Source organism: Streptomyces chrestomyceticus JCM 4735 (assembly GCF_003865135.1).
GTDB lineage: Bacteria > Actinomycetota > Actinomycetes > Streptomycetales > Streptomycetaceae > Streptomyces > Streptomyces chrestomyceticus.
The window spans coordinates 4,583,312-4,604,934 of sequence record NZ_BHZC01000001.1; the positions used below are offsets into that span (position 1 = coordinate 4,583,312).

Sequence of the window (21,623 nt, forward strand, 5' to 3'; positions counted from 1 at the left end):
ACCCCCGCCACCCAACCCCCGCTCACCGAACTCGGAGAACTGGCCGCCCTCGGCACCATGCCCGCACTCCTGCGCCAGCTCTCCAGCCTCGGCGGCTGCACCCACCCGATCCGCCTCGACGGCCACCGCACCGAACACGCCCTGAACACCCACACCGGCGAGATCGGCAACGTCCTCCACCACCTCGACTCCTCCACCCTCCCGGCCGGTCACCTCCTGGTCCGCTGCAACAACCGCCGTACGACCCGCTGCGCGGCCTGCTCCGAGGTGTACCGCCGGGACACCTTCCAACTGATCACCTCCGGCCTACGCGGGGGCAAAGGCGTCCCGGAACGCGTCGCCGCCCACCCGCGCGTCTTCGCCACCTTCACCGCGCCAGGCTTCGGCCCGGTCCACAACCGCCCTACCGGGCCCACTGGTTCGGCCCGCCGCTGCCGCTGCGGCGCCTTCCACGACCAGGACGACGCCGCCCTCGGCACCGCACTCGCCCCCGACACCTACGACTACGAAGCCGCCGTCCTCTGGAACGCTCACGCCGGTGCCCTCTGGCGGCGCTTCTCCATCTACCTGCGCCGGGAGGTGGCCAAACGCGCCGGCCTCACGCAGCGCGCGTTCCGGCAGTACGCCCGGGTGTCCTTCGCCAAGGTCGCCGAGTACCAGAAGCGCGGCGCCGTCCACTTCCACGCGGTCATCCGCCTCGACGGCCCGACCGGCAGCGACACCCCGCCGCCCGCCTGGGCCACCGCCGAATTACTCGCCGACGCCATCCAGGCCGCCGCCACCGCCGCCCGCGTGGACGGCCCCGTGATCGACGGCCGGGCGCACGTCTTCACCTTCGGCCGCCAGCTCGACGTACGCACCATCCGCTCGGCCGACTTCGACGGCGGCCAGGAGCTGACCGAACGGGCCGTGGCCGCGTACATCGCCAAGTACGCCACCAAGGGCGCCGAGACCGCGACCGGAGCCCTCGACCGCCCGCTGAAGTTCCTCGCCGAACTCGCCCAGCTCGACATCAACGACCACGCCCGCCGCCTGGTCCGAACCGCCTGGACCCTCGGCGCCCGCAAGGAACTGGAAGGCCTTCGGCTCCGCGCCTGGGCCCACATGCTCGGCTTCCGCGGCCACTTCTCCACCAAGTCCCGCCGCTACTCCACCACCCTCGGCGCCCTCCGCAACGCCCGCGCCGAATGGCGCCGTGCTCAGGCCGCAGCAGAGACCGGGACCGACCAGGACACCACCCTCGTCCTCGCCCACTGGGTCTACGCCGGTACCGGCCTCACCGACGCCGAAACCTGGCTCGCCGAATCCCTCGCCCGTGACACCGCCCGCGAACACCGCGCTGCGCTCGACGCTGAAGGAGACGACCGGTCATGACCACCACCGTCATCGAGAGGAAGTGGCACACCACCGCCGAAGTGGCCGAAATGCTCGGCTTCGGACTGTCCAAGACCAAGATGCTCGTGCTCACCGGCGAGATCCGTTCGGTGAAGATCGGGCGTAACCGGCGAATCCTCCCGGCTTGGGTCGACGAGTACGTCAACCGCTGCGCTACTGCGGCCGAGGAGTGGTCCGCATGAGCGGCAAGCGCGGTAACGGTGAGGGGTCCATCTACCCGTACAAGAACAGCTTCGCCGCGTACGTCTGGGTGACCACGCCGGACGGCAAGAAGAAGCGCAAGTACGTCTACGGCAAGACACGCGAAGAGGTCCACGACAAGTGGATCAAGTTGCACGCCGACGCGAAGAAGGGGCCGGTGGCCACGCGACACCGCACCGTCGCCGCGTTCCTGGCATACTGGCTTGAGTCGATCGTGAAGCCGAACCTGGCGCCGCTGACCTACGTCTCGTACGAGGGGTCCGTCCGGCTCTACATCGCGCCCCACCTGGGCGCCAAGCGGCTGGACAAGCTGACCGTCCGGGACGTGCGCGAGTGGCTGACCAAGCTCGCGTCCGAGTGCCAGTGCTGTGCCCAGGGAAAGGACGCGAAACGGGCGCCCGCTCGTCGCCGCTGCTGCGCTGCTGGGGAGTGCTGTGAGGCGTTCACGTCCCGGCGGGTGATTCAGGCTGCTCGGGACGCGCTCAGGGCCGCTCTGACCCATGCGGTAGTTGAGGAAGAGATCGGGAAGAATGTCGCCTCCCTGGTGAAGGTGCCGAAGCCGCGTCGTCGCCGGATCAAGCCGTGGTCCGTCGTGGAAGCCAGCCGGTTCCTTGCTGATGCGGCTGCGCGGGAAGATCCGCTGTTCGCGGCCTGGGTGCTCGTGCTGTGCCTGGGGCTCCGCCGGGGTGAGGTGCTGGGGCTGACCTGGAAGTCCGTGGACTTCGAGGCGGGTGAGCTGTACGTGGATCACCAGATCCAGCGGGCCGGACGGCAGATCCTGCATCGGGAGACGAAGACCGAGGAATCGGACGACTTCTTGCCGCTGCCGGCGCTTTGCCTGAAGGCGCTCCGGATGCGGCGTGCGCAGCAGACCGGCGACCGGAAGGCGGCCGGTGATCTCTGGCAGGACGACCGCGAGCTGATCTTCACGACGAAGTACGGCACCCCGATCGAGCCCGGCAACCTGACGCGCATGTTCGCTCTGCGGGCTCGCCGGGCCGGGCTGCGGCTGATCCCGCTCCAGAAGACGCGCAACACGTGCGCTTCGCTGCTCGTGGCCCTCGGGGTGCACCCGAAGGTCGCGCAGGTGATCCTGCGGCACTCGAAGATCGCGATGACGATGGAGGTGTACGCGGAGGCGAGTGAGGAAGACGTGCGAGCCGCGCTCGACAGTCTTTCGGGAGCTGTAAGCGGCACCGGCTGACCCGGTTGCTGTATTTCGCTGCTGTACGGCACGACAAAGCCCCCGTCCGGATTACCCGGCGGGGGCTTTGACCTGCTGTGCGCTCGGCAGGATTCGAACCTGCAACCTTCTGATCCGTAGTCAGATGCTCTATCCGTTAAGCTACGAGCGCTTGGCTTTCCGGCGGTTTTTCTTGCCGGTCGGCGTTGCAGAAAGAACATTACACGAACCTCGCCGTGAGGCGAAATCCGATCAGCACACCCCCTCTGACCTGCGGAAACGCGGTGGCGGTGGGCGGCTGGGGCTACTCGGGCCAGGCGGAGTCTTCGAGGATCCGTACGAAGTCCGGACGGATGTGGTCCGGATCGAGGCGAGCCAGGACGTCGGCCTGGGGGGTGCCCGCGGCGGTTTCCGGGCGGTGGGCGAGGGCCCGGTGGTAGGCGCGGAGGATGTGGCGCTTGAAGCCGGGGCGGGGGTGGGCCGTGAGGATCTCGTTGCGGGTGTCCGGCGGGAGGGTGGCGTAGCCGATGCCGAGGACGTCGAGTTCGTAGCCGACCGCGAGGAGGGCGATCTCCGGGGCCATGCGGTGGGGGATCTGCGGGGTCGTGTGCAGGGCGATGGCCTGCCAGGTGAGGCGGGTGCGGGCCGGTGGGACTCCTCGGGCCGCGAGGAAGCTGCGGGCTTCGTCGGCGCCGTCCAGTTCGAAGCGCTGCCGGGAGCCGTGGAACCGGTCGGTCAGGCCGAGGCTGTGGAAGAGGGCGGCTACGTAGAGGAGCTCCGCGTCGAAGGGCAGGTCCCGCTCGCGGCCGTGCCGGGCGCCGAAGAGGTAGACCCGGCGGGAGTGGTGGTAGAGCAGTTCGTCGGTGGTGTCCCGGATCAGGTCGGTGGCCTCTCTGGCCAGGGCGGAGTCCGGGAGGGGGATGCCGGCGATGTGGGTGTGGGTGGTGTGGGCTGTGTGGGTGGAGCGGCGGGTTGCGGTGAGGTCTGGGGGTGGGGTTGGGGGTGGGGGTGAGGGAGAGGGTGGGGGGCAGGACTGGGGGCTGGGCTCGGGCGTCATGGGGACAGGGTCGCTCGGGAGCGGGGGCCGCGCCCGGGGGGTTTCGGTCAGGTGGGGTGGGGCGGACGTCTCGCGCGGCGGGGCTCGTGTGCGTCCGGGCGGGAAAAACGTTCAGGCCCCGGTCTGAGTGACCAGGGCCTGAACGAAACGGAGCGGAGGCGGAGGGATTTGAACCCTCGATGGGCTTTAAGACCCAAACCGCATTAGCAGTGCGGCGCCATAGACCGGACTAGGCGACGCCTCCACACACCCCGACCGCGCGCAAGCGCGATGTGGCGTGACCAGATGATGGCACAGCTCGGCGGGCTGTCACCAATCGACCTCCACGGTACTCGGCAGACGGGCGGCCCGGCAAAGGTCTTTACGGGGTGGTTCGGGGGCGTTCCGTACGAATCGGCGTCCTGCGAATCGAACGGGGTTCAAACAACGCGGCGGGCGGCGGGCCGCGCGCAACGTCGGGCCCCGCGGCGCGTTAGACGCGGTAGACGCTGCGGGGACGGGAGGGGAGGGGCTGGAGGGGCGGGAAGGACGGGATGGGGCGGGGCCCGGTGGGGCTCTGCTTCGTACCGCCTCGCTCCCGCCCCGCCGTCGGCCCTGACCCACGTACCTCGCGCCTCATCCCCGTACCTGGTACCCCGTACCTCGCACCTTCTGGAGTCCGCGATGCCGTACCGCCGGCTGTCCCGCTTCGTCACGGCTGCCACCACCGTCTCCACCACCTCCACCGTCACTGCCGCCCTCGCCGCCCTCGGCGTCCTCGCGCTGACGGCCCCGGTCGCCGCATCGGCCCCGGTCTCACCCGCATCCCCGGCGTCCCTAGCCACCCCCGCCGCCCCCGCCGACCTCTCCATCGGCTCCTCGCCCCGCACCGCCCCCCTCCCCCACCCCTCGCGCTCCTCCGACCACCTCACCATCACGGTCAGCGACTCCGGCAAGGCGGCCACGAACGGTACGTACGAGCTGTACTGCCACCCGGCGCGCGGCACCCACACCGACGCGCGCGGCGCCTGCGACAAGCTCGACAGCCTGTCGCGGTGGGGCAAGGATCTGTTCGCGGGTGTGCCGAAGGGCAGCAAGTGCACGATGCAGTACGGGGGCCCCGCCACCGCACACGTCACCGGGACGTGGGCGGGACGCCCCGTCAACGCCCAGTTCAGCCGCGCCGACGGATGTGAGATCAGCCGCTGGAACCGGTTCGTGCCGGTGCTGCCCTCGGTCGCTTCGTGACCTGGAAGCGGGCCAGTTCAGGACGCGGGGCACATGTCGGGCGTGCGACGAGTCGCACAACCCCGTGGCATTACCTCCTCGTCATCCGTCTCCGCGTCCACATCCGGTGCCCGTAGACTCCCTTCCAGTGACCCGCCGCGGACGTGGCGGCGGGCTCGGCAAGGTGCGGTAACTGCAGGGAGGAAGCGTCGTCGTGAGCAGCAGGCCATCCCGAGGCGCTGCTCGCCTCGCAGCCATACTCGACGCTCTGCCGGACGCGTTGCTGCTGGTGAACTGCAACGGCACGGTCGTCAACGCGAACGCCATCGCCCTGGAGACCTTCGAGGCCCCGGGCACCGCCCTGGTGGGCCGCGGGCTGCTGGACCTGCTGCCGTCCTTCGACTCCAAGCGCATCCCGGGCTCGATGCGGCGCCACGACGAGCAGGAGCACGGCCCGCGGACGAAGCCCACGCGGATGGTGGCGCGGCGTACCGACGGCAGCGAGCTGCTGGTCGAGGTGACCAGCGCGAACCTGGAGGACGGCCGGACCCCGTACGAGTCCGCCTTCGAGGCCGCGTACGCCGACCACCGCAACGGCTACACCGGCGACGAGCTGCTGATGCTCGTCGTACGGGATCTGACCGGGACGCTCGACACCGAGACCGAGCTGGCCCGCCAGCAGCGGCAGACCGAGATGATCCTGCGCGCGGCCGCCGAGGGCGTCGTCGGCGTCGACTCCGAGGGCAGGGTCGTCCTCGTCAACCCGTCCGCCGCGCAGATCCTCGGTTACCGGGCGAGCGAGCTGGGCGGCAAGGAGCTGCACCCGCTCATCCACCACTCCCGCGCGGACGGCACGCCGCTGCCCTGGGAGGAGACGCCGCTCGCCGACTCGCTGCGTTCCGGGCGCAAGCACCGGGTGCGCGGGCAGGCGCTGTGGGCCAAGGACGGCCGGTCCGTCCCGGTGGACCTGACGACCGCGCCGGTACGCGACGGTGACCAGCTCGTCGGCGCGGTGATGACGTTCACCGACCGGCGTCCGTACGATGCGCTGGCGGCGCGCCACACGCAGTTGCTGGCCGTACTGGACCAGTCGCTGCGCGGCCCGCTGGAGGAGCTGAAGGCGGAGCTGGGCACGCTGGCGTCCGACCCGGCCGGCCAACTGTGGCCGGAGGCCAACCAGATCCTGCACCACCTGGCCGCCGGGTACGCGCGGATGACCACGCTGGTCGACAACGTGCTGAGCTACCAGCGGCTGGACGCGGGCGGCGAACGGCTCACCCGGTCCAAGGTCTCGCTCGACCGCGTCGTGGCCGCCGGTGTCGAGGGCGCGATCGAGCTGATCGGCCCGGGCCGCGCCCAGTTCGCGGTGCACGCCCCGCCGATCGACGCCGAGGTGGACGCGGAGCGGCTCGCGCAGGCGCTGTCCCACCTGATCGCGGATGTCGCGGGCGTGGACGCCACGGGCAAGGCCGGGAGCGGTGCCGAGGCCGCCTCCGGGGACTCGACGATCGTGGTGGCCGCGGCCGCGCGCGGCGAGGTCGTACGGATCGAGGTGCGCGGCCCGTACGGCGGCGGCAACCCGGTCCACGCACCGATCGTGCGCGGCATCGTGCGGCAGCACGGCGGTGTGCTCCAGACGCACAAGGTGCCGGGCGCGGGCGGCAGCGCGTACGTGCTCGAAGTGCCGGTGACGGCCGGCGGCGCGCCGGTGTCCGGCGCGGCGGGCCCGGCGCGCGAGGTGACGGGCAACGAGACGACGGTCATGCCGGTGCCGGCCGAGCGGGCTCGGGGGACACAGGCAGAGGGACAGGAGCGGGCCCAAGGGCCGGGCCAGGGCAAGGGGTCGGCTCAGGGGCAGGTCGGTGGGGCCGGGGCGCCTGGGGTGCCCGGGGCGCCTGGGGTGCCTGGGCAGAAGGCGCGTGCGCAGGCTGATGGAGGGGCGAGCGGCCCCGGTACGTCCGGTGCTGCGGGTGACGGTACGGGCCGTACGGACGGTGGGGCCGAGGGCACGCCGACCGGGCGGCGCCGGGCGCGGAACGGTGATGTGCCGGGCCGGCAGCAGCCGCAGCAGCCGGGTGGGGACGCGGCGGCTGGCGGGAACGGGAACGGCAGCGGTCAGGTGCCCCGGGCCCGTAATGAGGCGGATGCCTCCGGGGCGCAGGGTACGGGCGGCTCCGGGCGCCCCGGCGCGGAACCGGGAACGACCGGTGCGCCCGGGATGCCGCAGGGCATGGCGGGGGCCGAGGTCGTACCGCCGGGCGGTCGGCGTCCGCTCCAGCAGAACGGGCCGGAGGGTGCCGCACGGGCCGCGCTCCCGGCGGCCGCCGGCGGCCCGCAGAGCCAGGCGCAGGGGCAGCAGCACGGGCAGGGACAGCAGCTCGGGCAGGGGCCGGGACAGGAGCAGGGGCACGGGCAGGCGGTTCACGCCCAGGCCGGGCAGGCGCAGGCTCAGGGGCAGGTGCCGCCGTCCGGGCGCCGGGCGCGCAGGGCGCTGGCCGACACGGCCGAGCGCCCCTTCCCGAACCAGGCTCAGGCCCCCGTCCGCAACGCGCACTCGGCCTTCGCGCTGCCGCCCGCCGCCGCCGATCAGCTTCCGCAGTCCCCCCTGCCCGCGTTGCCGGTCCTGCCGGGTCAGAATCCCGGCCCGGCCGACGGCTCGCAGGGCGGGACGGGTACAGGCACAGGTACAGACGCAGGTACGGGTACGGGTCGCCGTCGCGCGCGTCCCGGTACGGCGGACACGGCTGGCGATCCGGCCGGTGCGGTGTCCGAGCAGGGCGCGCCCGAGGGCGGCTGGGGAACCGAGCCGACCGGTCGGCGCCGTGCGCGGCGTGCGGCCGCCGAGGAGCGGGCCGCCGCCGCGATGGCCGATTCGGAGTCGACGGGTACGTTCGTCGCCGGTCCGGAGGGGCTGGTGGCGCACCCCGTCGAGGGCGGGCCGACGGCCGCTCCCGGCAGCACGCCGACGGCCGGCCCGGGAGCCGCTCCGACAGCCGCTGACGCGCCCCCTGCGCCCCCCGCGCCCACCGGGCGCCGGCGTGGGCGCCCCAGCCCGGTGGAGGCCGAGCAGGGCGCGGGCCAGAAACCGCAGAACCAGGTACAGCACCAGGTACAGAACGGCCCCGCCGAAGGCCCCGGTGCGGCCGAGGCGCCCGTACCCGACCCGGCCGCCCCCGGCAGCCCATGCCCGCGCCCGCCTCCCCGGAGGCGGCGGAGGGTGACGACCTGGCGGGCGGGCCCGCCGCGGGCCACTCCCACGGGCGCGCGTTCAGTGTGCGGACGCTCGGGCAGGGCGTGCCGTTCTCGCAGCAGCTCGCCGGAGCCGAGCAGCAGCGGCCGGCCGCACCCGGAGGTGCCGCGCCCGGCGCCCCGACCCCCGCCGCGGGCTCGGGCCGCCGCCGCAAGCTGGCGCAGCCGCCGCAGGAGGGGGAGCGTACGGCCGCGTCCGACGCCGCCTCCGCCGAGGCCCGGCCGCACCCGCAGCCCGGCACCCCCACGCCGGGACAGCCCCAGCCCCCACAGCAGTCCCAGCAGCAGCAACACCCGCACCAGCAGCACCTGCTGAACACCTCGGAGGGACGTGCCTTCGCCGTCTCCGCGCCCGACGAGGGCAGCGAGGGCCCCGAGCCGCTGGACGGCCCGAACGGCGCCGTCGAGGTGACCGAGCCGCAGCCGCAGCCGATGGACGACGAGCTGCCGCCGGAGCCGCTGGACAACCCGCGCCGACTGCTGGTCTGGCCCGCCCCGGACGTCTCCACGCAGCAGGCACTGAGCGACCGCGGCTACCGCCCGGTCATCGTCAACTCCCGCGAGGAGGTGGACGCGCAGATCGCCGCGTACCCGGCGGCGCTGTTCGTCGACCCGCTGACCGGGCCGATCACCCGTACCGCGCTGCAGTCGCTGCGTACGGCGGCGGTGGCGGCCGAGGTGCCGGTCCTGGTGACGGCCGGACTCGGGCAGGCGACCCGGGAGGCCGCGTACGGGGCCGACCCGGCCGTACTCCTCAAGGCGCTCGCCCCGCGCGACAGCGAGCAGCACCCGCCGAGGGTCCTGCTGACCGAGGAGAACGACGCCGTCGCCGGGGCGCTGACCGCCTCGCTGGAGCGGCGCGGCATGCAGGTCGCGCGGGCGGCGACGGACGCGGACGCGGTGACGCTCGCGGCCCAGATGCGGCCGAACCTGGTGGTGATGGACCTGATGCAGGTACGCCGCCGCCGGGCCGGGATCGTCGACTGGCTGCGCTCGAACGGGCTGCTCAACCGCACTCCGCTGGTCGTCTACACATCGGCCGACCTCGACCCGGCCCAGTTGCCGGGGCTCGCGGCGGGCGAGACCGTCCTCTTCCTGGCGGAGCGGTCGACGAGCGCGGAGGTCCAGGCGCGGATCGTGGACCTGCTCGCCAAGATCGGTACGAATTGAGCGGGACCGGTACGGACTGAGCCACCAGGGCGGCAGTGGAGGAGCCCGGCAGGGCAGCCGTGGAAGAGCCCGGCGGGGCAGCCGTGGAAAACCCCGGCGGCCCACCACCCCCCTGCGGTAGAAACGCCCCATGCGCCCCCGCCCCGGTGAAGTCCTGCACTTTTCGGAGGACCCCACGATCGACACGTTCGTGCCGCATGTCGCCGGGACCGCCCGGCAGCCGGAGGCGTACGTCTGGGCCGTCGACGGTGACCGGGCGCCGGACTACTGGTTCCCGCGCGAGTGCCCGCGGGCGATGGCGTGGTGTGTGCCGGGCACGTCCGCGGCGGACCGGGCGCGCGTCCTCGGGCCGGGCGGCGGCGAGCGGGTGCACGTGATCGAGTACGACTGGCTGGAGCGGCTGCGCACCGTCGAGCTGTACGCCTACCGGTTGCCCGCCGCGCCCTTCCGCCCGTTCGGCGGGCCGGTGCCGCACGCCGTCGTGGCGACCCGCCCGGTCGACCCGCTCGGCCCGCCGGAGCCGGTCGGCGACCTCCTCCGGCTCCACCGGGACGCCGGAATCCAGCTCCGGATGCTCGACAACCTCTGGGGCTTCTGGAACGACGTGATCACCAGCACGCTGGGGTTCAGCGGCATCCGTCTGCGCAACGCGAAGCCGGACGCGGGCCCGGGGCACGGTACGGCAGCAGGCCCGCGGCCCTCCTCGGGAACGGCGCCTCCCGTACGCACCCGCCGCCGCCTCACCCCACCCCGATGACCACCGCCCTGGCGACCACCGGCCCGGCAACCACCGCCCGCCTCACCCCACCCGCGTAACCGTCAGCTCCCCCTCCGCGTACTGCCTCCGCAGCACCTTCTTGTCGAACTTCCCGACGCTGGTCTTCGGTACGGCCACCACCGCCGCCCACCGCTCCGGCAACTGCCAGCGCGCCACCCGCTCGCCGAGGAAGACCCGCAGCTCCTCGAAACTGAGGCTGGCGCCGTCCCGCAGCACCACGGCGGCCAGCGGACGCTCGCCCCACTTGTCGTCCGGTACGGCCACCACCGCGGCCTCCGCGACCTCCGGGTGGGCCATCAGGTGGTTCTCCAGCTCGACGGACGAGATCCACTCGCCGCCGGACTTGATGACGTCCTTGGCGCGGTCGGTCAGGGTGAGGTAGCCGTCCGGCGTGATCGTGCCGACGTCACCGGTGCGCAGCCAGCCGTCGGGGCTGAACTTGTCCTGGGGGCGCAGGTCGGCGCCGTCCGCGCCGCCGTAGTACGCGCCCGCGATCCACGGCCCCCGTACCTCCAGCTCGCCCGCCGACGCCCCGTCCCACGGCAGGTGTGCGCCGTCGGGGCCGACGAGCCGGGCCTCCACCGAGGCGGGGAAGCGGCCCTGCGTCGCGCGGTACGTCCACTCCTCCTCGCCGCTCACGCCGGCCGGTGGGTGCGCGACCGAGCCGAGCGGGGAGGTCTCGGTCATGCCCCAGGCGTGCACCACGCGCAGGCCGTGGCGTTCCTCGAAGGCGCGCATCAGGGACGGGGGACACGCGGAGCCGCCGATGACGACATTGCGCAGCGAGGTGACGTCGCGCTTCGTGGCGTCCAGCTCGCCGAGCAGGCCCTGCCAGATGGTGGGGACGGCGGCGGCGACGGTCGGCCGTACCGTCTCGATCATTTCGGCGATCGGCCCCGGCTGAAGGAACCGGTCGGGCATCAGCAGGGAGGCACCCGCCATGAAGGAGGCGTGCGGCAGGCCCCAGGCGTTCACGTGGAACATGGGGACGACGGGCATGGCGATGTCCTTGCCGCCCAGTGCGAACGCCTCGGCGTTGTTGACCTGCATGGAGTGCAGGTAGAGGGAGCGGTGGCTGTAGGCCACGCCCTTCGGGTCGCCGGTCGTGCCGGAGGTGTAGCAGAGCGCGGCGGCCTGCAGTTCGTCGAGCTCCGGCCAGTCGTACCGCTCCGGACGGCCCGCGATCAGCTCCTCGTACTCGTGGACGCGCGGCCGGACGCCTGCCAGCAGGGAACGGTCGCCCTCCCCCGCCACGACGACGTGCTCGACCCCCGGCAGGCGCGGGAGCAGCGGCGCCAGCAGCGGCAGCAGGGAGCCGTTGACGAGGATGACGCGGTCGGCCGCGTGGTTGACGATCCAGATCAGTTGCTCGACGGGGAGGCGCAGGTTGAGCGTGTGGAGCACGGCGCCCATGGAGGGGATGGCGAGGTACGCCTCCAAATGCGCCGCGTTGTTCCACATCAGAGTGCCCACCCGCTCGTCGCCGTCGACGCCGAGTTCGTCGCGGAGCGCGTGGGCGAGCTGGGCGGCGCGGGCGCCGGTCTCCGCGTAACTGCGGCGGTGCGGCTCACCGGCACCGGTCCAGGTGATCACCTCGGCCTTTCCGTGGATCGTCGCGCCGTGCGTCAAGATCCTCGAAACGAGCAGGGGTACGTCTTGCATCGTGCTCTGCACCGGGAGCCTCCCCATAGGGTGCGCCTGTTACGCGCGGGTAAGTTCCTGGCGATTGTGCTGGTGTTCCTCGCGGTATGTCACTACCCGGCCCGTACGGATCCGGCCGTTCTCCGGGCGCCCGACGGCCCCGCCGCACCGCCGCTGAGCGGTACGAAGGGGGCGCCGGATGTTCGCGGGGTACGGATCGATCAGGCCATCTTCGCCATGTCGAGCGGCGCGGCTTCGGCCCTTCCGCCCCGGTCGAGCGCGAACCACACCCCCTTGCGGCGTCGCGTGTCGATGTTGGGCCGGTAGACGCCCCACCGGGACGCCAGGGCTTCGACCAGGTGCAGGCCGCGCCCCGACCCGTCGTCGAGCAGCGCGGGCAGGCTGAGGAGCCGGCTGCGCGGGGCGTCGTCCCACACGGCCACGCGTACGGAGGCGGGGTGCACGGTCACATCGAGACGTACGACGGCCGTGTCGGTGTGCAGGTGTACGTTCGTGACCAGCTCGCTGACCAGGACGCGCATGTCGTCGACGAGTTCGGTGTTGCCGGTCAGGGTCATGAGGTCGGTCACGACGGCCCGGGCGATCCCCGGCGCGGTGGCCCGGTTGAGCAGGTCGAACCGGAACGCGTCGCGTGCGGCGGGGGGTGTGGAGGCTGGTTTCGGGGGTGCGAGAGTCATGGCTACGTCTCCCAACGCGAGGGTGCGCGCTGCCCGCTGCCGTGGCCTGGCCACTCCCCAGGTGCGCGCCCAAGGGGCGCGCGAGTGACTGCACTTCGGCCGAGCCGACGCATGGCGTGGTACTGAGAAGGACGGTAGTGGCAACCATGCTCCGTAGCAAGGTTGCCCACCCGTACTGGTGACGACTGGTGGACCCGTGACACCGTTGCACGGCAAACTCAAGCGAAAATGGGGACGGTGACATGCCAGCGAGGGACAACCCGACCGCACGGCAGGCGCGTTTGGGTGCCGAGCTGCGGAAGCTGCGCGAGGCCGCAGGAAAGACCGCGCGTGAGGCCGCCGGCCTGCTGTCGACCGACCAGGCCAAGATCAGCCACATCGAGTCCGGACGCATCGGCGTCTCGGTCGAGCGCCTCACCAGGCTCGCCACCTTCTACTCGTGCGACGACGCCGCGCTCATCGACTCCCTTTGCGCCATCGCGACGGAACACCGAGGGCAGTTCTGGTGGGACGAGTACCGCGGGCGGCTTGCGCCGGGCTTCCTCGACATCGCCGAGCTGGAGCACCACGCGACACGCATGCGGTCGATGCAGTCGGTGAACATCCCGGGGATATTCCAGACGGAGGAATACGCACGCGCCATCTACCGTGGACACACCCCGGCCCTGCCGCCCGACGAGGTCGACACACGCGTCGAGCACCGCATGCGCCGACGCAGCGTCCTCGAACGCGCTAACCCGCCCCACTTCACCGCCGTCATCCACGAGGCGGCGCTGCGTATGCGATTCGGCGGGCGCAAAGTGGCACGTGCTCAACTCGAATACCTGATCACCGTGTCCGAGTGGCCGAACGTGGATGTCCGCGTACTGCCCTTTACGTGCGAAGACTTCATCGAGGCCACCCAGCCCGTACTGTACGCGAACGGTGTCGTACCGCAGCTGGACACCGTTCAGATCGACAGCGCCTTCGGCGGACGCTTCCTGGATGCCGAAGTCGAATTGAAACGCTACCGGGCCTTGCTCGACACCGCCGAAAGAGCATCACTCGGAACCGAGGATTCCCGGAATCTCATCCATCACATCGCGCGAGAACTGTGAGACACCCAAGCATGGAACAGCAGTGGCAGAAGTCGTCGTTCTCCGGAGCAGGGGGCGAGAACTGTGTCGAGATAGCCACGAAGGGGGCAGCGGTCTTCATTCGCGAGAGTGACGAACCGAACGTCATGACGGTCGTTAGCCGGAGCAAGTTTGCAGCGCTTATCGCGGGCGTCAAAGCCGGGAACTTCGATCACCGGCCGTAAGCACGACGCCTGACCAGCAGGTAGGCCCCTCACGCCGGATGGTGGAGGGGCTTTGTCATATGCCAAGTAGCAAGGATGCTCCGTAGCACCCTTGCCTTAGACCGACGCGTAGCGCTACGGTCACAGCGCGTCGCCGCTCCAGGACCGAAACCGCAAGGGCATGGCTCGGCGTACGTGCCCCTCCCCGTCGGCTGATTTCTCCTAAGAAGGCGCGACGGGGAGGACCCACCCCCACCCGCAACCCCACCCGCCTCACCCTTTACCACGCGCTCCGCGCGCCCCGCACCGGAAAATCAGGAGTCTCGCGTCGTACGGTCGTGGCAGCCTGGGGGTATGGGGACGATGGTGGGAACGGTGACCACGCTGTGGCGGTATCCGGTGAAATCGCTGCTGGGCGAGGAGGTTCCAGACATTTCGGCGGACGCCCGCGGACTGGCGGGGGACCGTGCGCTCGCGTTGGTGCACCAGACGTCCGGCCAGGTCGCCAGCGCGAAGAATCCACGGCTGTGGCGCGACCTGCTGAAGTTGCGGGCCGAGATCATCGACGGTGCCGTACGCATCACCCTGCCGTCCGGCCGCACCGTACGGTCCACCGACCCCCACGTGCACCGGACGCTCACCGCGCACCTCGGGCAGCCCGTCACCCTCGCCGACGCCCCGCCCGAGAAGGCCACCCTGGAACGCTCCCGCCCCGAAGAGGTACTGGCCGCCGGCGCGGCGGCCGAGGTGCCCCACGAGACCCTGGAGATCGCCTCACAGGCCCCGCCCGGCACCTTCTTCGACTTCGCGCCGCTGCACCTGATCACCCGCGCCACCCTCGACCGGATCACCGAACTCGGCCCCCGGGCCACCACCGTCGAGGCCGAGCGCTACCGCCCCAACGTCGTGATCCGCACCGAGGCCGCCGGCTTCGTCGAGAACGACTGGCCCGGCCGCGACCTGCGCATCGGCGACGAACTCACGCTCCGGGTCGTGGCCCGGACACCGCGCTGCGCCGTACCGACGCTGGAGCACGGCAGGCTGCCGCGCGACCCGGACGCGCTACGGGTGCCCGCGCGCCACAACCGGGTGGTGCCGATGGAGGAGATGGGGCCGCAGCCGTGCGCGGGCGTGTACGCGCAGGTCGTACGGCCGGGACGGATTCGCCAGGGGGACGCGGTACGGCTGGTCTGAGCGCGGCACGGCCCGTGGTGGGTACGCCCCGGTGAACGTTCGCCCTACGCCGCCACCGCCAGCTCCGGGTCCTCGCGCAGCTTGGCCAGGGCCCGGGAGACCGCGCTCTTGACCGTACCGACGGAGACCCCGAGCAACTCCGCCGTCTGCGCCTCGCTCAGATCCTCGTAATAACGCAGCACGACCATCGCCCGCTGCCGCGCCGGCAGCCGCAGCACCGCCCGCCACATCGCGTCCCGCAGCACCTGGGCCTCGGCCGGGTCGGGCGCCGGTACCGGCTCGGGCTCGGGTATCTCCTCGCAGGCGAACTCGTCGACCTTGCGTTTGCGCCACTGCGAGGTGCGGGTGTTCAGCAGGGCGCGGCGCACGTAGCCGTCCAGCGCCCGGTGGTCCTCGATCCGTTCCCACGCCACGAACGTCTTGGTCAGCGCGGTCTGCAGCAGGTCCTCGGCGTCGCTCGGGTTGGCGGTGAGCGAGCGGGCGGTCCGCAAGAGCACCGGCCCGCGGGCCCGCACGTACGACGAGAACGACGGGAACACAGCGGCGCGGGAGGCGCTGGTGCACACTGGCGTGGTCATGCTCCAACGCTAGAAGCGCTCAATGCCGTGAGGGATCGCCCAGAGGTGCCGATGCCCCCTCCCCCTCAAGTTGTACGGGTGGGGTTCCCCCTACCTCCTAAAGGCGGACAGCCACTCGTCCCTCGTCAGGGTGCCCGTCCCACTTTCGTCAGGGTGACCGCCTCACTTTCGTCGGTGCTCCGGCGCCCGGGCGCCGGAGCACCACCCGCCAGGTACCTACTGGATCACGGCCACCGGCGCGTCCACCTGGTTGCGGTCGATGATCATCCGGCGGCCGCCGTGGGTCTCGGCGACGTTGCCCGCGTACTGGTGGATCCGCCGGTGCGGGCGCCACGCCGAGGTGGACATCTCGGGCTCGCCGTACAGGTTGGGCCTGGAGTGCCACCGCGCGAACCACATCACCGACGGCAGGTCCTGCGTACCGGCCCGCCGGGCCCGCTCGATGTGCCGTACGCCGGAGTCGGCGCTGCTGTAGAAGCCGGGCACGTAACCCTGGCGGAGCGTCTCGCGGTTCCAGGCGCGGATGTACTCCAGCGTCTTACGGGTGCAGGCCGCGTCGCGCAGGTTGTACGCCTCCATGTCCAGGTACAGCGCGCTGTCCGGGGCCATGCCCAGGGCCTTGGCGCGGCGTACCGCGTCCTGCGCCTCGCCGGTGCCCACCTGCACCGGGTCGCTGCCGATGGTCACCTTCCGCTTGTGCTTGTTGACCACGCAGGGCGCCTGTGAGCCGACGTACAGCGGCAGCAGCCGCCAGCCCGCGCGGTGGGCGGCACGTACCCAGTCGCCGGTGAGGTTGGGCTGGCTGGGGCAGGCCCGGCCGCGCCCGCCGAAGTAGACGCCGACGCCGCGGTACTTCGAGCCCTTCCAGGCCGCCAGCGTGCTCTGCGAGGGCGTCCGGCAGGTGTCGAACGCCCAGCCCTGGAACACGTTCGGGCCGCGTGGACCGGTCCGGTCGGGCTCCGCGCCGGCGGCCGGTGCGAGGAGTGTGGCCAGCAGTCCGAGCAGGCCGGTCAGGGTCGTGAGCAGGACGGTGGGGCGCAGGGCACCCCATCGGATGATCTTGTTTGTCGATCCCATACCCGGAGTCAAAGTGCGGCCGCGGTGCGCCGCGCGCCGGACACGCCATCGGCCGCACGCATTCAGCCTTCCGGGGGTCTTTTCGGCACGGCGTTCGAAGGGACGTTCCGGTGGCACCGGTCAGGCGTCGGCTCCGGACAGCCGCCGACTGGGGTCAACCGCCGGCTCCGGCCAACCGCCACCTACGGACAGCCGACGCCTCCGGTCAACCGCCGGCTCCGCTCGGCCCTCGGCTCCGGTCAGCCGTCCGCGCCGAGCACCAGCCCGGAGGTCGGTACGCCCGTGCCCGCGGTGACCAGCACCCCGGCGGCGCCGGGCACCTGGTTGACGGAGGTGCCGCGGAGCTGCCGCACCGCCTCCGCGATCCCGTTCATCCCGTGCAGATACGCCTCGCCCAGTTGCCCGCCGTGCGTGTTGAGCGGCAGGGCGTCCGCGGCGACGAAGTCCGCCGCCTCACCCGGCGCGCAGAAACCGAACTCCTCGAGCTGCATCAGCACGAACGGTGTGAAGTGGTCGTAGAGGATGCCGACATCGATGTCCGCCGGACGCAGCCCGCTCGTCCGCCAGAGCTGTCGCGCCACGACGGCCGACTCCGGCAGGCCGGTCAGCCCGTCCCGGTAGTAGCTGGTCATCTGCTCCTGGGCCCGGCCGGCCCCCTGCGCCGCCGCCCGGATCACGGCGGGCGGTCGCCGCAGGTCACGGGCGCGTTCGAGGGAGGTGACGACGAGGGCCTGGCCGCCGTCGGTCTCCTGGCAGCAGTCGAGCAGCCGCAGCGGCTCGACGATCCAGCGGGACGCGGCGTGGTCGGCGAGGGTGATCGGTCTGCCGTGGAAGTACGCGGCCGGGTTGCGCGCCGCGTACCGCCGGCCGACGACCGCGACCTGCCCGAACGCCTCCGTGGTGAGCCCGTACGCGTACAGGTACCGCTGTGCCGCCATGGCGACCCAGGAGGCGGGCGTCAGCAGCCCGGCGGGCAGGTTCCAGCCGAGCGCCGTGCCCTCGGCGGACGGCTCGCGCCGCTGCACACCGGCACCGAACCGGCGGCCCGAGCGTTCGTTGAACGCCCGGTAGCAGACGACGACGTCGGCGATCCCGGCCGCGACGGCGAGGGCCGCCTGCTGGACCGTGGCGCAGGCCGCGCCGCCGCCGTAGTGGACGCGCGAGAAGAAGGACAGCTCGCCGATACCGGCCGCCTGGGCGACGGTGATCTCGGGGCTGGTGTCCATCGTGAAGGTGACCATGCCGTCGACGTCGCCGGGGCCGAGCCCGGCGTCGTCCAGCGCGGCCCGTACGGCTTCGACGGCCAGCTTCAGCTCGCTGCGGCCGGAATCCTTGGAGAACTCGGTGGCACCGATGCCGGCGATGGCGGCGCGGCCGCCGAGGGTGTCCGCGCGGTGGAGGGTCATGGGGCGGGCTCCGGGGCGGTGCCTGGGACGGTGACCGTCACCGTGCCGGTGACGTGGTGGCCGAGGCGGTTGGTGCCCACCACCCGTACTTCTGCCGTGTCACCGTCCAGGGCGAGGACGGTGCCGCGCAACTCCAGTACATCCCCCGGGTAGTTGGGCACGCCGAGACGGATCGCCACCTTGCGGAGTACGGCGCGGGGGCCGAAGAAGTCGGTGATGTAGCGGCCCGCGAGACCGTTCGTGGTCAGAATGTTCATGAAGATGTCCGGAGAGCCTCTGTCCCTGGCCGCTTCGGTGTCGTGATGCACGTCCTGGTAGTCACGGGAGGCGATCGCGCCCGCGACGATCAGGGTGCGGGTGACGGGGACGGTCAGTGGGGGCAGCTCGCAGCCGGGCTGCACCGGTCCCGGCCTTCCGCTGAAGACGGGCAGTACGAGGTCCTCGTCCACGGTCCGGAACTCCAGCCGTACGGGCATCCCGATCCGCACCTCCTCCGGCGGCACCCCGACCACTCCGGCCACCACCCGTACGCCTTCCGCCAGTTCGACGAGTCCCACCGCGTACGGCGGGTCGAAGGCCGGGAAGGGCGGATGGTGCATCACGACGTACGAGAAGACCGTGCCGGAACCGGCGGCGGCCACGGTGTCCCACCCCTCCCCGCCGCAGTTGTTGCAGCCGGGGAGCCAGGGGAAGCGCAGCATCGCGCAGGCTGTGCAGCGCTGGATGAGCAGTTCGTGGCGGGCGACTCCGGCCCAGAAACCGGCGTTGTCGCGGTTGATCACGGGGCGGGGGTGGGGGTGGGGCTGGGGGTGGGGGCTGCCGGCTCGGTCTTCGGGACCCGAGGGCTGGGAGCGGCCGTTCCGGTTGCGGGGGCCTCGGCCGTCCCTATGCCCGGCGGGCGCGTACTTGAGGATACGGAACCGGTGCGTCCCGGCCGGTTCGCCGTCCGCCCGTACGTCCATCCGCGTCGTGACGAAGTACCCCGCCCCCAGCTTCGTCGTCTTGCGCGGGGACACCGACTCGATGACGGAGTCGAAGGTGATGTGGTCGCCGGGGCGGAGCGGGCGCAGATACTCCTGCTCGCAGTCGGTCGCGACGACGGAGGTGCAGCCGGCCTCGTCCAGCAGGGCGAAAAGCTCCTCGTGCGCCGTCGAGCGGCCCGGGTGCCCGGAGAGGCCGCCCATCGTCCACGCCTGCAGCATGGTGGGCGGGGCGACGGCGTCGGGGCCCTGGTAGGCGGGGCTGGTGTCGCCCATGGCCTCGCACCAGTGGCGGATCATCGGCTCGTTGACTGGGTCCTTGCCTTCGCCGACCGTTACGGCGGCCTGTCCTTCGAAGGCTTTCAGCCGGAGGTACAGCTCGTCGTCGGTGCCGCCGTCGGCACTCGCGGGGGCGCCCGTGCCGCCAACGGCGCTGGTCTCGCTTCCCGTTGTGCCCGTACCCGAGGTCACGCCCCTCCCCCCTCCTCCAGTCCCCTCACGCACCCGAAGGGTTCCTGACTGTCCGTCAGGAACCCTTCGAAGTCAAGAGCGGAGTGGCACCGGCCGGCCGGGCTCACCGGTTACGGCGGCCGACCGGTGCCGGTCGGATCACCAGAGGTTGGCGAAGTTCACCGTGGCGTTGGTCTGGTCGATGTGAGTCAGGCCGTGGCCGTTCACGCTCGCGGTGTTGTTCTGGTTCGAGGCGCCGGGGCCGTTCGCGACCTGCTGGGTGGTGGTCGAGTTGCCGTTGTTGTTGTGCCCCACGCCGGTGCCGGCCAGGCTCGTCGCCGCCGCACTCGACCCGTTGTTCGCCAGACCGCCGTTGTCGGCGTGCGCCACACCGGCGAAGAGGGCCGCCGCGAAGGGCAGGGCGGCGAGGGCGGCGAGGGAGCGAAGGGTACGAACGTTTGCCATGACGTTTCTCCTCTTACGGGGCACGCCCTACCGGTCCCCCACGGGCCCGGCGGACGCTGCACGCTGACTTCCGGTACTGCGGCAACCGTGGCCGCGGAGCAGGAGCGTCCTCCCGTCCGCCGACCGACGAACTGCCGCTCCTCGCACGGCACTTGCTGTCCGCCCTGCGAGGTTGACGACGTCGCGGTGATCAGACTTGCCCAACCCGCCCCGCACGAACCAGGCCGGAACGGCCACTTCCCTCTCAAGCATGAAGAAGCCCGGGTAAACCTCCCACGCAACCCCAAGGGGCCGGCGCACGCCCCGGCGCTCCTCACCCACCGGTCCTGAGCTGCGACGAAACGTTCCCGCACCGTTCCGGCCTTTCCGGGCCGAAACCCCATGGGCCCCTTCCCAGAATCGAACGCCCATACGAAAATATCCCCATGGCCTCTCCCCACTTGACCCCCACCGGAAGCCATCCCTCCCACCCCGACACCCGCCCGGACGACCTCCTTGGCAGCCACTCCGTCGATCGCCCTGACGACCACCCCGGCAACCATTCCGTCGACCGCCCGGAGGACCGCCCCGGCAACCACTCCGGCGACCACCCCGCCCGGCAACCCACCCAGCAACCCACCCGATCCACCCGTTCCACCCGTTCCACCCATCGGCCCGCCCGACCCACTCACCGCAGTGACGCCCACGCCACCGCCCTCACCCACGCCCTCGTCGCAGCCGGCCGCGGCTACTCCGTCCTCCCGCTCACCCGCGCCAAACTCCCCGCCGTACGCTCCCCCCACCACGCCGACCCGTCCCCCGCCTCCACCCCCTGCCGCGGCGACTGCGGCCGCCCCGGGCACGGTATCCACGACGCGACCTCGGACCCGCTCGCCGTCCGCCACCTCTTCGCAGCCGCGCCCTGGGCCACCGCGTACGGCATCGCCTGCGGCGTCCCTCCGCACCACCTCATCGGCATCGACCTGGACACCAAGCACGGCGCGGACGGCCTCACCGCCCTGCGGCTCCTCGCCGCCCAGCACCACTTCGCCCTCCCGCCCACCGTCACGGTCCGCACCCCGAGCGGCGGCCGCCACCTCTACTTCTCCGGCCCGCCGGCCCCGCCCGTACCCAACTCCGCGGGACGCCTGGCCCCGGGCATCGACATCCGCGGCACCGGCGGCTACCTGGTCGGCCCCGGCTCCCGCACCTCCCGAGGCGAGTACCACCTCGTCCCCGGCACCCCACGGCTCCCCACCGCGGCACCGGCCCCCTCCTCTCCCTCCTCCCACCCCAGTCACCGCCCCACCCGCACCCCCACGCCCTCCACCACCCGTCCGCCCCGCCCTCCCCTCCCCCACACCCCAATCCGGCCCCGGCCCTGCTCCGCTTCGTCCGCACCTCCCCGGACGGCCAGCGCAACGCCCGCCTCTTCTGGGCCGCCTGCCGCGCCTACGAATCCGGCCTCGGCCAAGAAATGGCCACCGCCCTGACCACCGCGGCCCTCCACACCGGCCTCACCGAACGCGAGGCCCGCGCGACGATCGCTTCGGCGGCCCGGCACTGAGGGCATGAACTGAGCCATTGTTCCGTCAGCCCTGTGGCGGGAGGCCAATGTGCCCTACCCGGCACCTTTC

The 21,623-nt window shown here is 72.1% G+C and carries 17 protein-coding genes, 2 tRNA genes and 2 pseudogenes; 11 read left to right on the forward strand and 10 right to left on the reverse strand.

Annotated features, from left to right (window positions below; translation table 11 throughout):
- Nucleotides 1-57: 57 nt before the first annotated feature.
- The 3 genes from EJG53_RS19635 to EJG53_RS19645 are packed head-to-tail and all read left to right on the forward strand — an operon-like array spanning nt 58 to nt 2,800.
- Nucleotides 58-1,374: a replication initiator gene (locus EJG53_RS19635; protein ID WP_125045936.1), complete on the forward strand. Its 1,317-nt coding sequence runs from the start codon at nt 58-60 to the stop codon at nt 1,372-1,374.
- Nucleotides 1,371-1,577, forward strand: coding sequence for an excisionase family DNA-binding protein (locus EJG53_RS19640; RefSeq protein ID WP_031012168.1), 207 nt, complete (start codon nt 1,371-1,373; stop codon nt 1,575-1,577). The genes EJG53_RS19635 and EJG53_RS19640 overlap by 4 nt, the downstream gene beginning before the upstream one ends.
- A complete protein-coding gene (locus tag EJG53_RS19645; RefSeq protein WP_125045937.1) occupies nt 1,574-2,800 on the forward strand; it encodes a tyrosine-type recombinase/integrase in 1,227 nt (408 codons plus the stop codon). The genes EJG53_RS19640 and EJG53_RS19645 overlap by 4 nt, the downstream gene beginning before the upstream one ends.
- Before the next feature lie 78 nt (nt 2,801-2,878).
- Here EJG53_RS19645 and EJG53_RS19650 read toward each other — a convergent pair.
- The 3 genes from EJG53_RS19650 to EJG53_RS19660 form a co-directional block, all read right to left on the reverse strand.
- Nucleotides 2,879-2,951: transfer RNA gene (locus tag EJG53_RS19650), tRNA-Arg, on the reverse strand.
- Between the two features lie 132 nt (nt 2,952-3,083).
- Entirely contained in the window at nt 3,084-3,836 is a 753-nt protein-coding gene (locus tag EJG53_RS19655) for an HD domain-containing protein (RefSeq protein ID WP_125045938.1), read from the reverse strand.
- Between the two features lie 153 nt (nt 3,837-3,989).
- Nucleotides 3,990-4,080 (reverse strand) — tRNA-Ser (locus tag EJG53_RS19660).
- Nucleotides 4,081-4,499: 419 nt separating this feature from the next.
- Here EJG53_RS19660 and EJG53_RS19665 point away from each other — a divergent pair.
- The 4 genes from EJG53_RS19665 to EJG53_RS19680 all read left to right on the forward strand — a co-directional run bounded on the left by EJG53_RS19665 (nt 4,500) and on the right by EJG53_RS19680 (nt 10,218).
- The gene (locus EJG53_RS19665) at nt 4,500-5,063 is read left to right on the forward strand and encodes an SSI family serine proteinase inhibitor (RefSeq protein ID WP_125045939.1); all 564 of its coding nucleotides are present in this window, start codon (nt 4,500-4,502) and stop codon (nt 5,061-5,063) included.
- A 193-nt stretch (nt 5,064-5,256) separates the two neighbouring features.
- Nucleotides 5,257-8,607, forward strand: coding sequence for a PAS domain-containing protein (locus EJG53_RS41540; protein ID WP_371858701.1), 3,351 nt, complete (start codon nt 5,257-5,259; stop codon nt 8,605-8,607).
- 92 nt (nt 8,608-8,699) lie between these two features.
- Nucleotides 8,700-9,461 (forward strand): response regulator, encoded by a 762-nt coding sequence (locus tag EJG53_RS43925; RefSeq protein WP_371858702.1) that lies wholly within the window; start codon nt 8,700-8,702, stop codon nt 9,459-9,461.
- A gap of 130 nt (nt 9,462-9,591) precedes the next feature.
- Entirely contained in the window at nt 9,592-10,218 is a 627-nt protein-coding gene (locus tag EJG53_RS19680) for a DUF6886 family protein (protein ID WP_218041924.1), read from the forward strand.
- Nucleotides 10,219-10,260: 42 nt separating this feature from the next.
- Here the strand turns inward: EJG53_RS19680 and EJG53_RS19685 are convergent, their stop codons facing one another.
- Together EJG53_RS19685 and EJG53_RS19690 are read right to left on the reverse strand one after the other, a co-directional pair.
- Entirely contained in the window at nt 10,261-11,913 is a 1,653-nt protein-coding gene (locus EJG53_RS19685; RefSeq protein ID WP_125045940.1) for a long-chain fatty acid--CoA ligase, read from the reverse strand.
- A 188-nt stretch (nt 11,914-12,101) separates the two neighbouring features.
- Nucleotides 12,102-12,578 (reverse strand): ATP-binding protein, encoded by a 477-nt coding sequence (locus EJG53_RS19690; RefSeq protein ID WP_125045941.1) that lies wholly within the window; start codon nt 12,576-12,578, stop codon nt 12,102-12,104.
- Between the two features lie 242 nt (nt 12,579-12,820).
- Here EJG53_RS19690 and EJG53_RS19695 point away from each other — a divergent pair, with 242 nt between their 5' ends.
- From EJG53_RS19695 to EJG53_RS19705, 3 genes are all read left to right on the forward strand, one after another.
- The gene (locus tag EJG53_RS19695) at nt 12,821-13,675 is read left to right on the forward strand and encodes a helix-turn-helix domain-containing protein (RefSeq protein ID WP_125045942.1); all 855 of its coding nucleotides are present in this window, start codon (nt 12,821-12,823) and stop codon (nt 13,673-13,675) included.
- Nucleotides 13,676-13,686: 11 nt separating this feature from the next.
- Entirely contained in the window at nt 13,687-13,878 is a 192-nt protein-coding gene (locus tag EJG53_RS19700) for a DUF397 domain-containing protein (protein WP_125045943.1), read from the forward strand.
- Between the two features lie 333 nt (nt 13,879-14,211).
- Nucleotides 14,212-15,051, forward strand: coding sequence for an MOSC domain-containing protein (locus EJG53_RS19705; RefSeq protein ID WP_244955229.1), 840 nt, complete (start codon nt 14,212-14,214; stop codon nt 15,049-15,051).
- Nucleotides 15,052-15,095: 44 nt separating this feature from the next.
- On the opposite strand, the gene EJG53_RS19710 is transcribed toward EJG53_RS19705, so the two are convergent.
- From EJG53_RS19710 to EJG53_RS19730, 5 genes and pseudogenes are all read right to left on the reverse strand, one after another.
- Nucleotides 15,096-15,629: a SigE family RNA polymerase sigma factor gene (locus EJG53_RS19710; protein ID WP_125045944.1), complete on the reverse strand. Its 534-nt coding sequence runs from the start codon at nt 15,627-15,629 to the stop codon at nt 15,096-15,098.
- Between the two features lie 216 nt (nt 15,630-15,845).
- A complete protein-coding gene (locus EJG53_RS19715; RefSeq protein WP_125045945.1) occupies nt 15,846-16,706 on the reverse strand; it encodes a DUF1906 domain-containing protein in 861 nt (286 codons plus the stop codon).
- Nucleotides 16,707-16,945: 239 nt separating this feature from the next.
- Nucleotides 16,946-18,112 carry a lipid-transfer protein gene (locus EJG53_RS19720; protein ID WP_125045946.1) on the reverse strand — a complete coding sequence of 389 codons (1,167 nt, stop codon included), beginning with the start codon at nt 18,110-18,112 and terminating at the stop codon, nt 16,946-16,948.
- Nucleotides 18,113-18,516: 404 nt separating this feature from the next.
- Nucleotides 18,517-19,470: pseudogene (locus EJG53_RS19725) on the reverse strand (bifunctional MaoC family dehydratase N-terminal/OB-fold nucleic acid binding domain-containing protein); the annotation flags it as partial.
- 231 nt (nt 19,471-19,701) lie between these two features.
- Nucleotides 19,702-20,007: a hypothetical protein gene (locus EJG53_RS19730; RefSeq protein ID WP_125045947.1), complete on the reverse strand. Its 306-nt coding sequence runs from the start codon at nt 20,005-20,007 to the stop codon at nt 19,702-19,704.
- Between the two features lie 674 nt (nt 20,008-20,681).
- Here EJG53_RS19730 and EJG53_RS19735 point away from each other — a divergent pair.
- Nucleotides 20,682-21,553, forward strand: a pseudogene (locus tag EJG53_RS19735) (bifunctional DNA primase/polymerase); the annotation flags it as partial.
- Nucleotides 21,554-21,623: the final 70 nt, after the last annotated feature.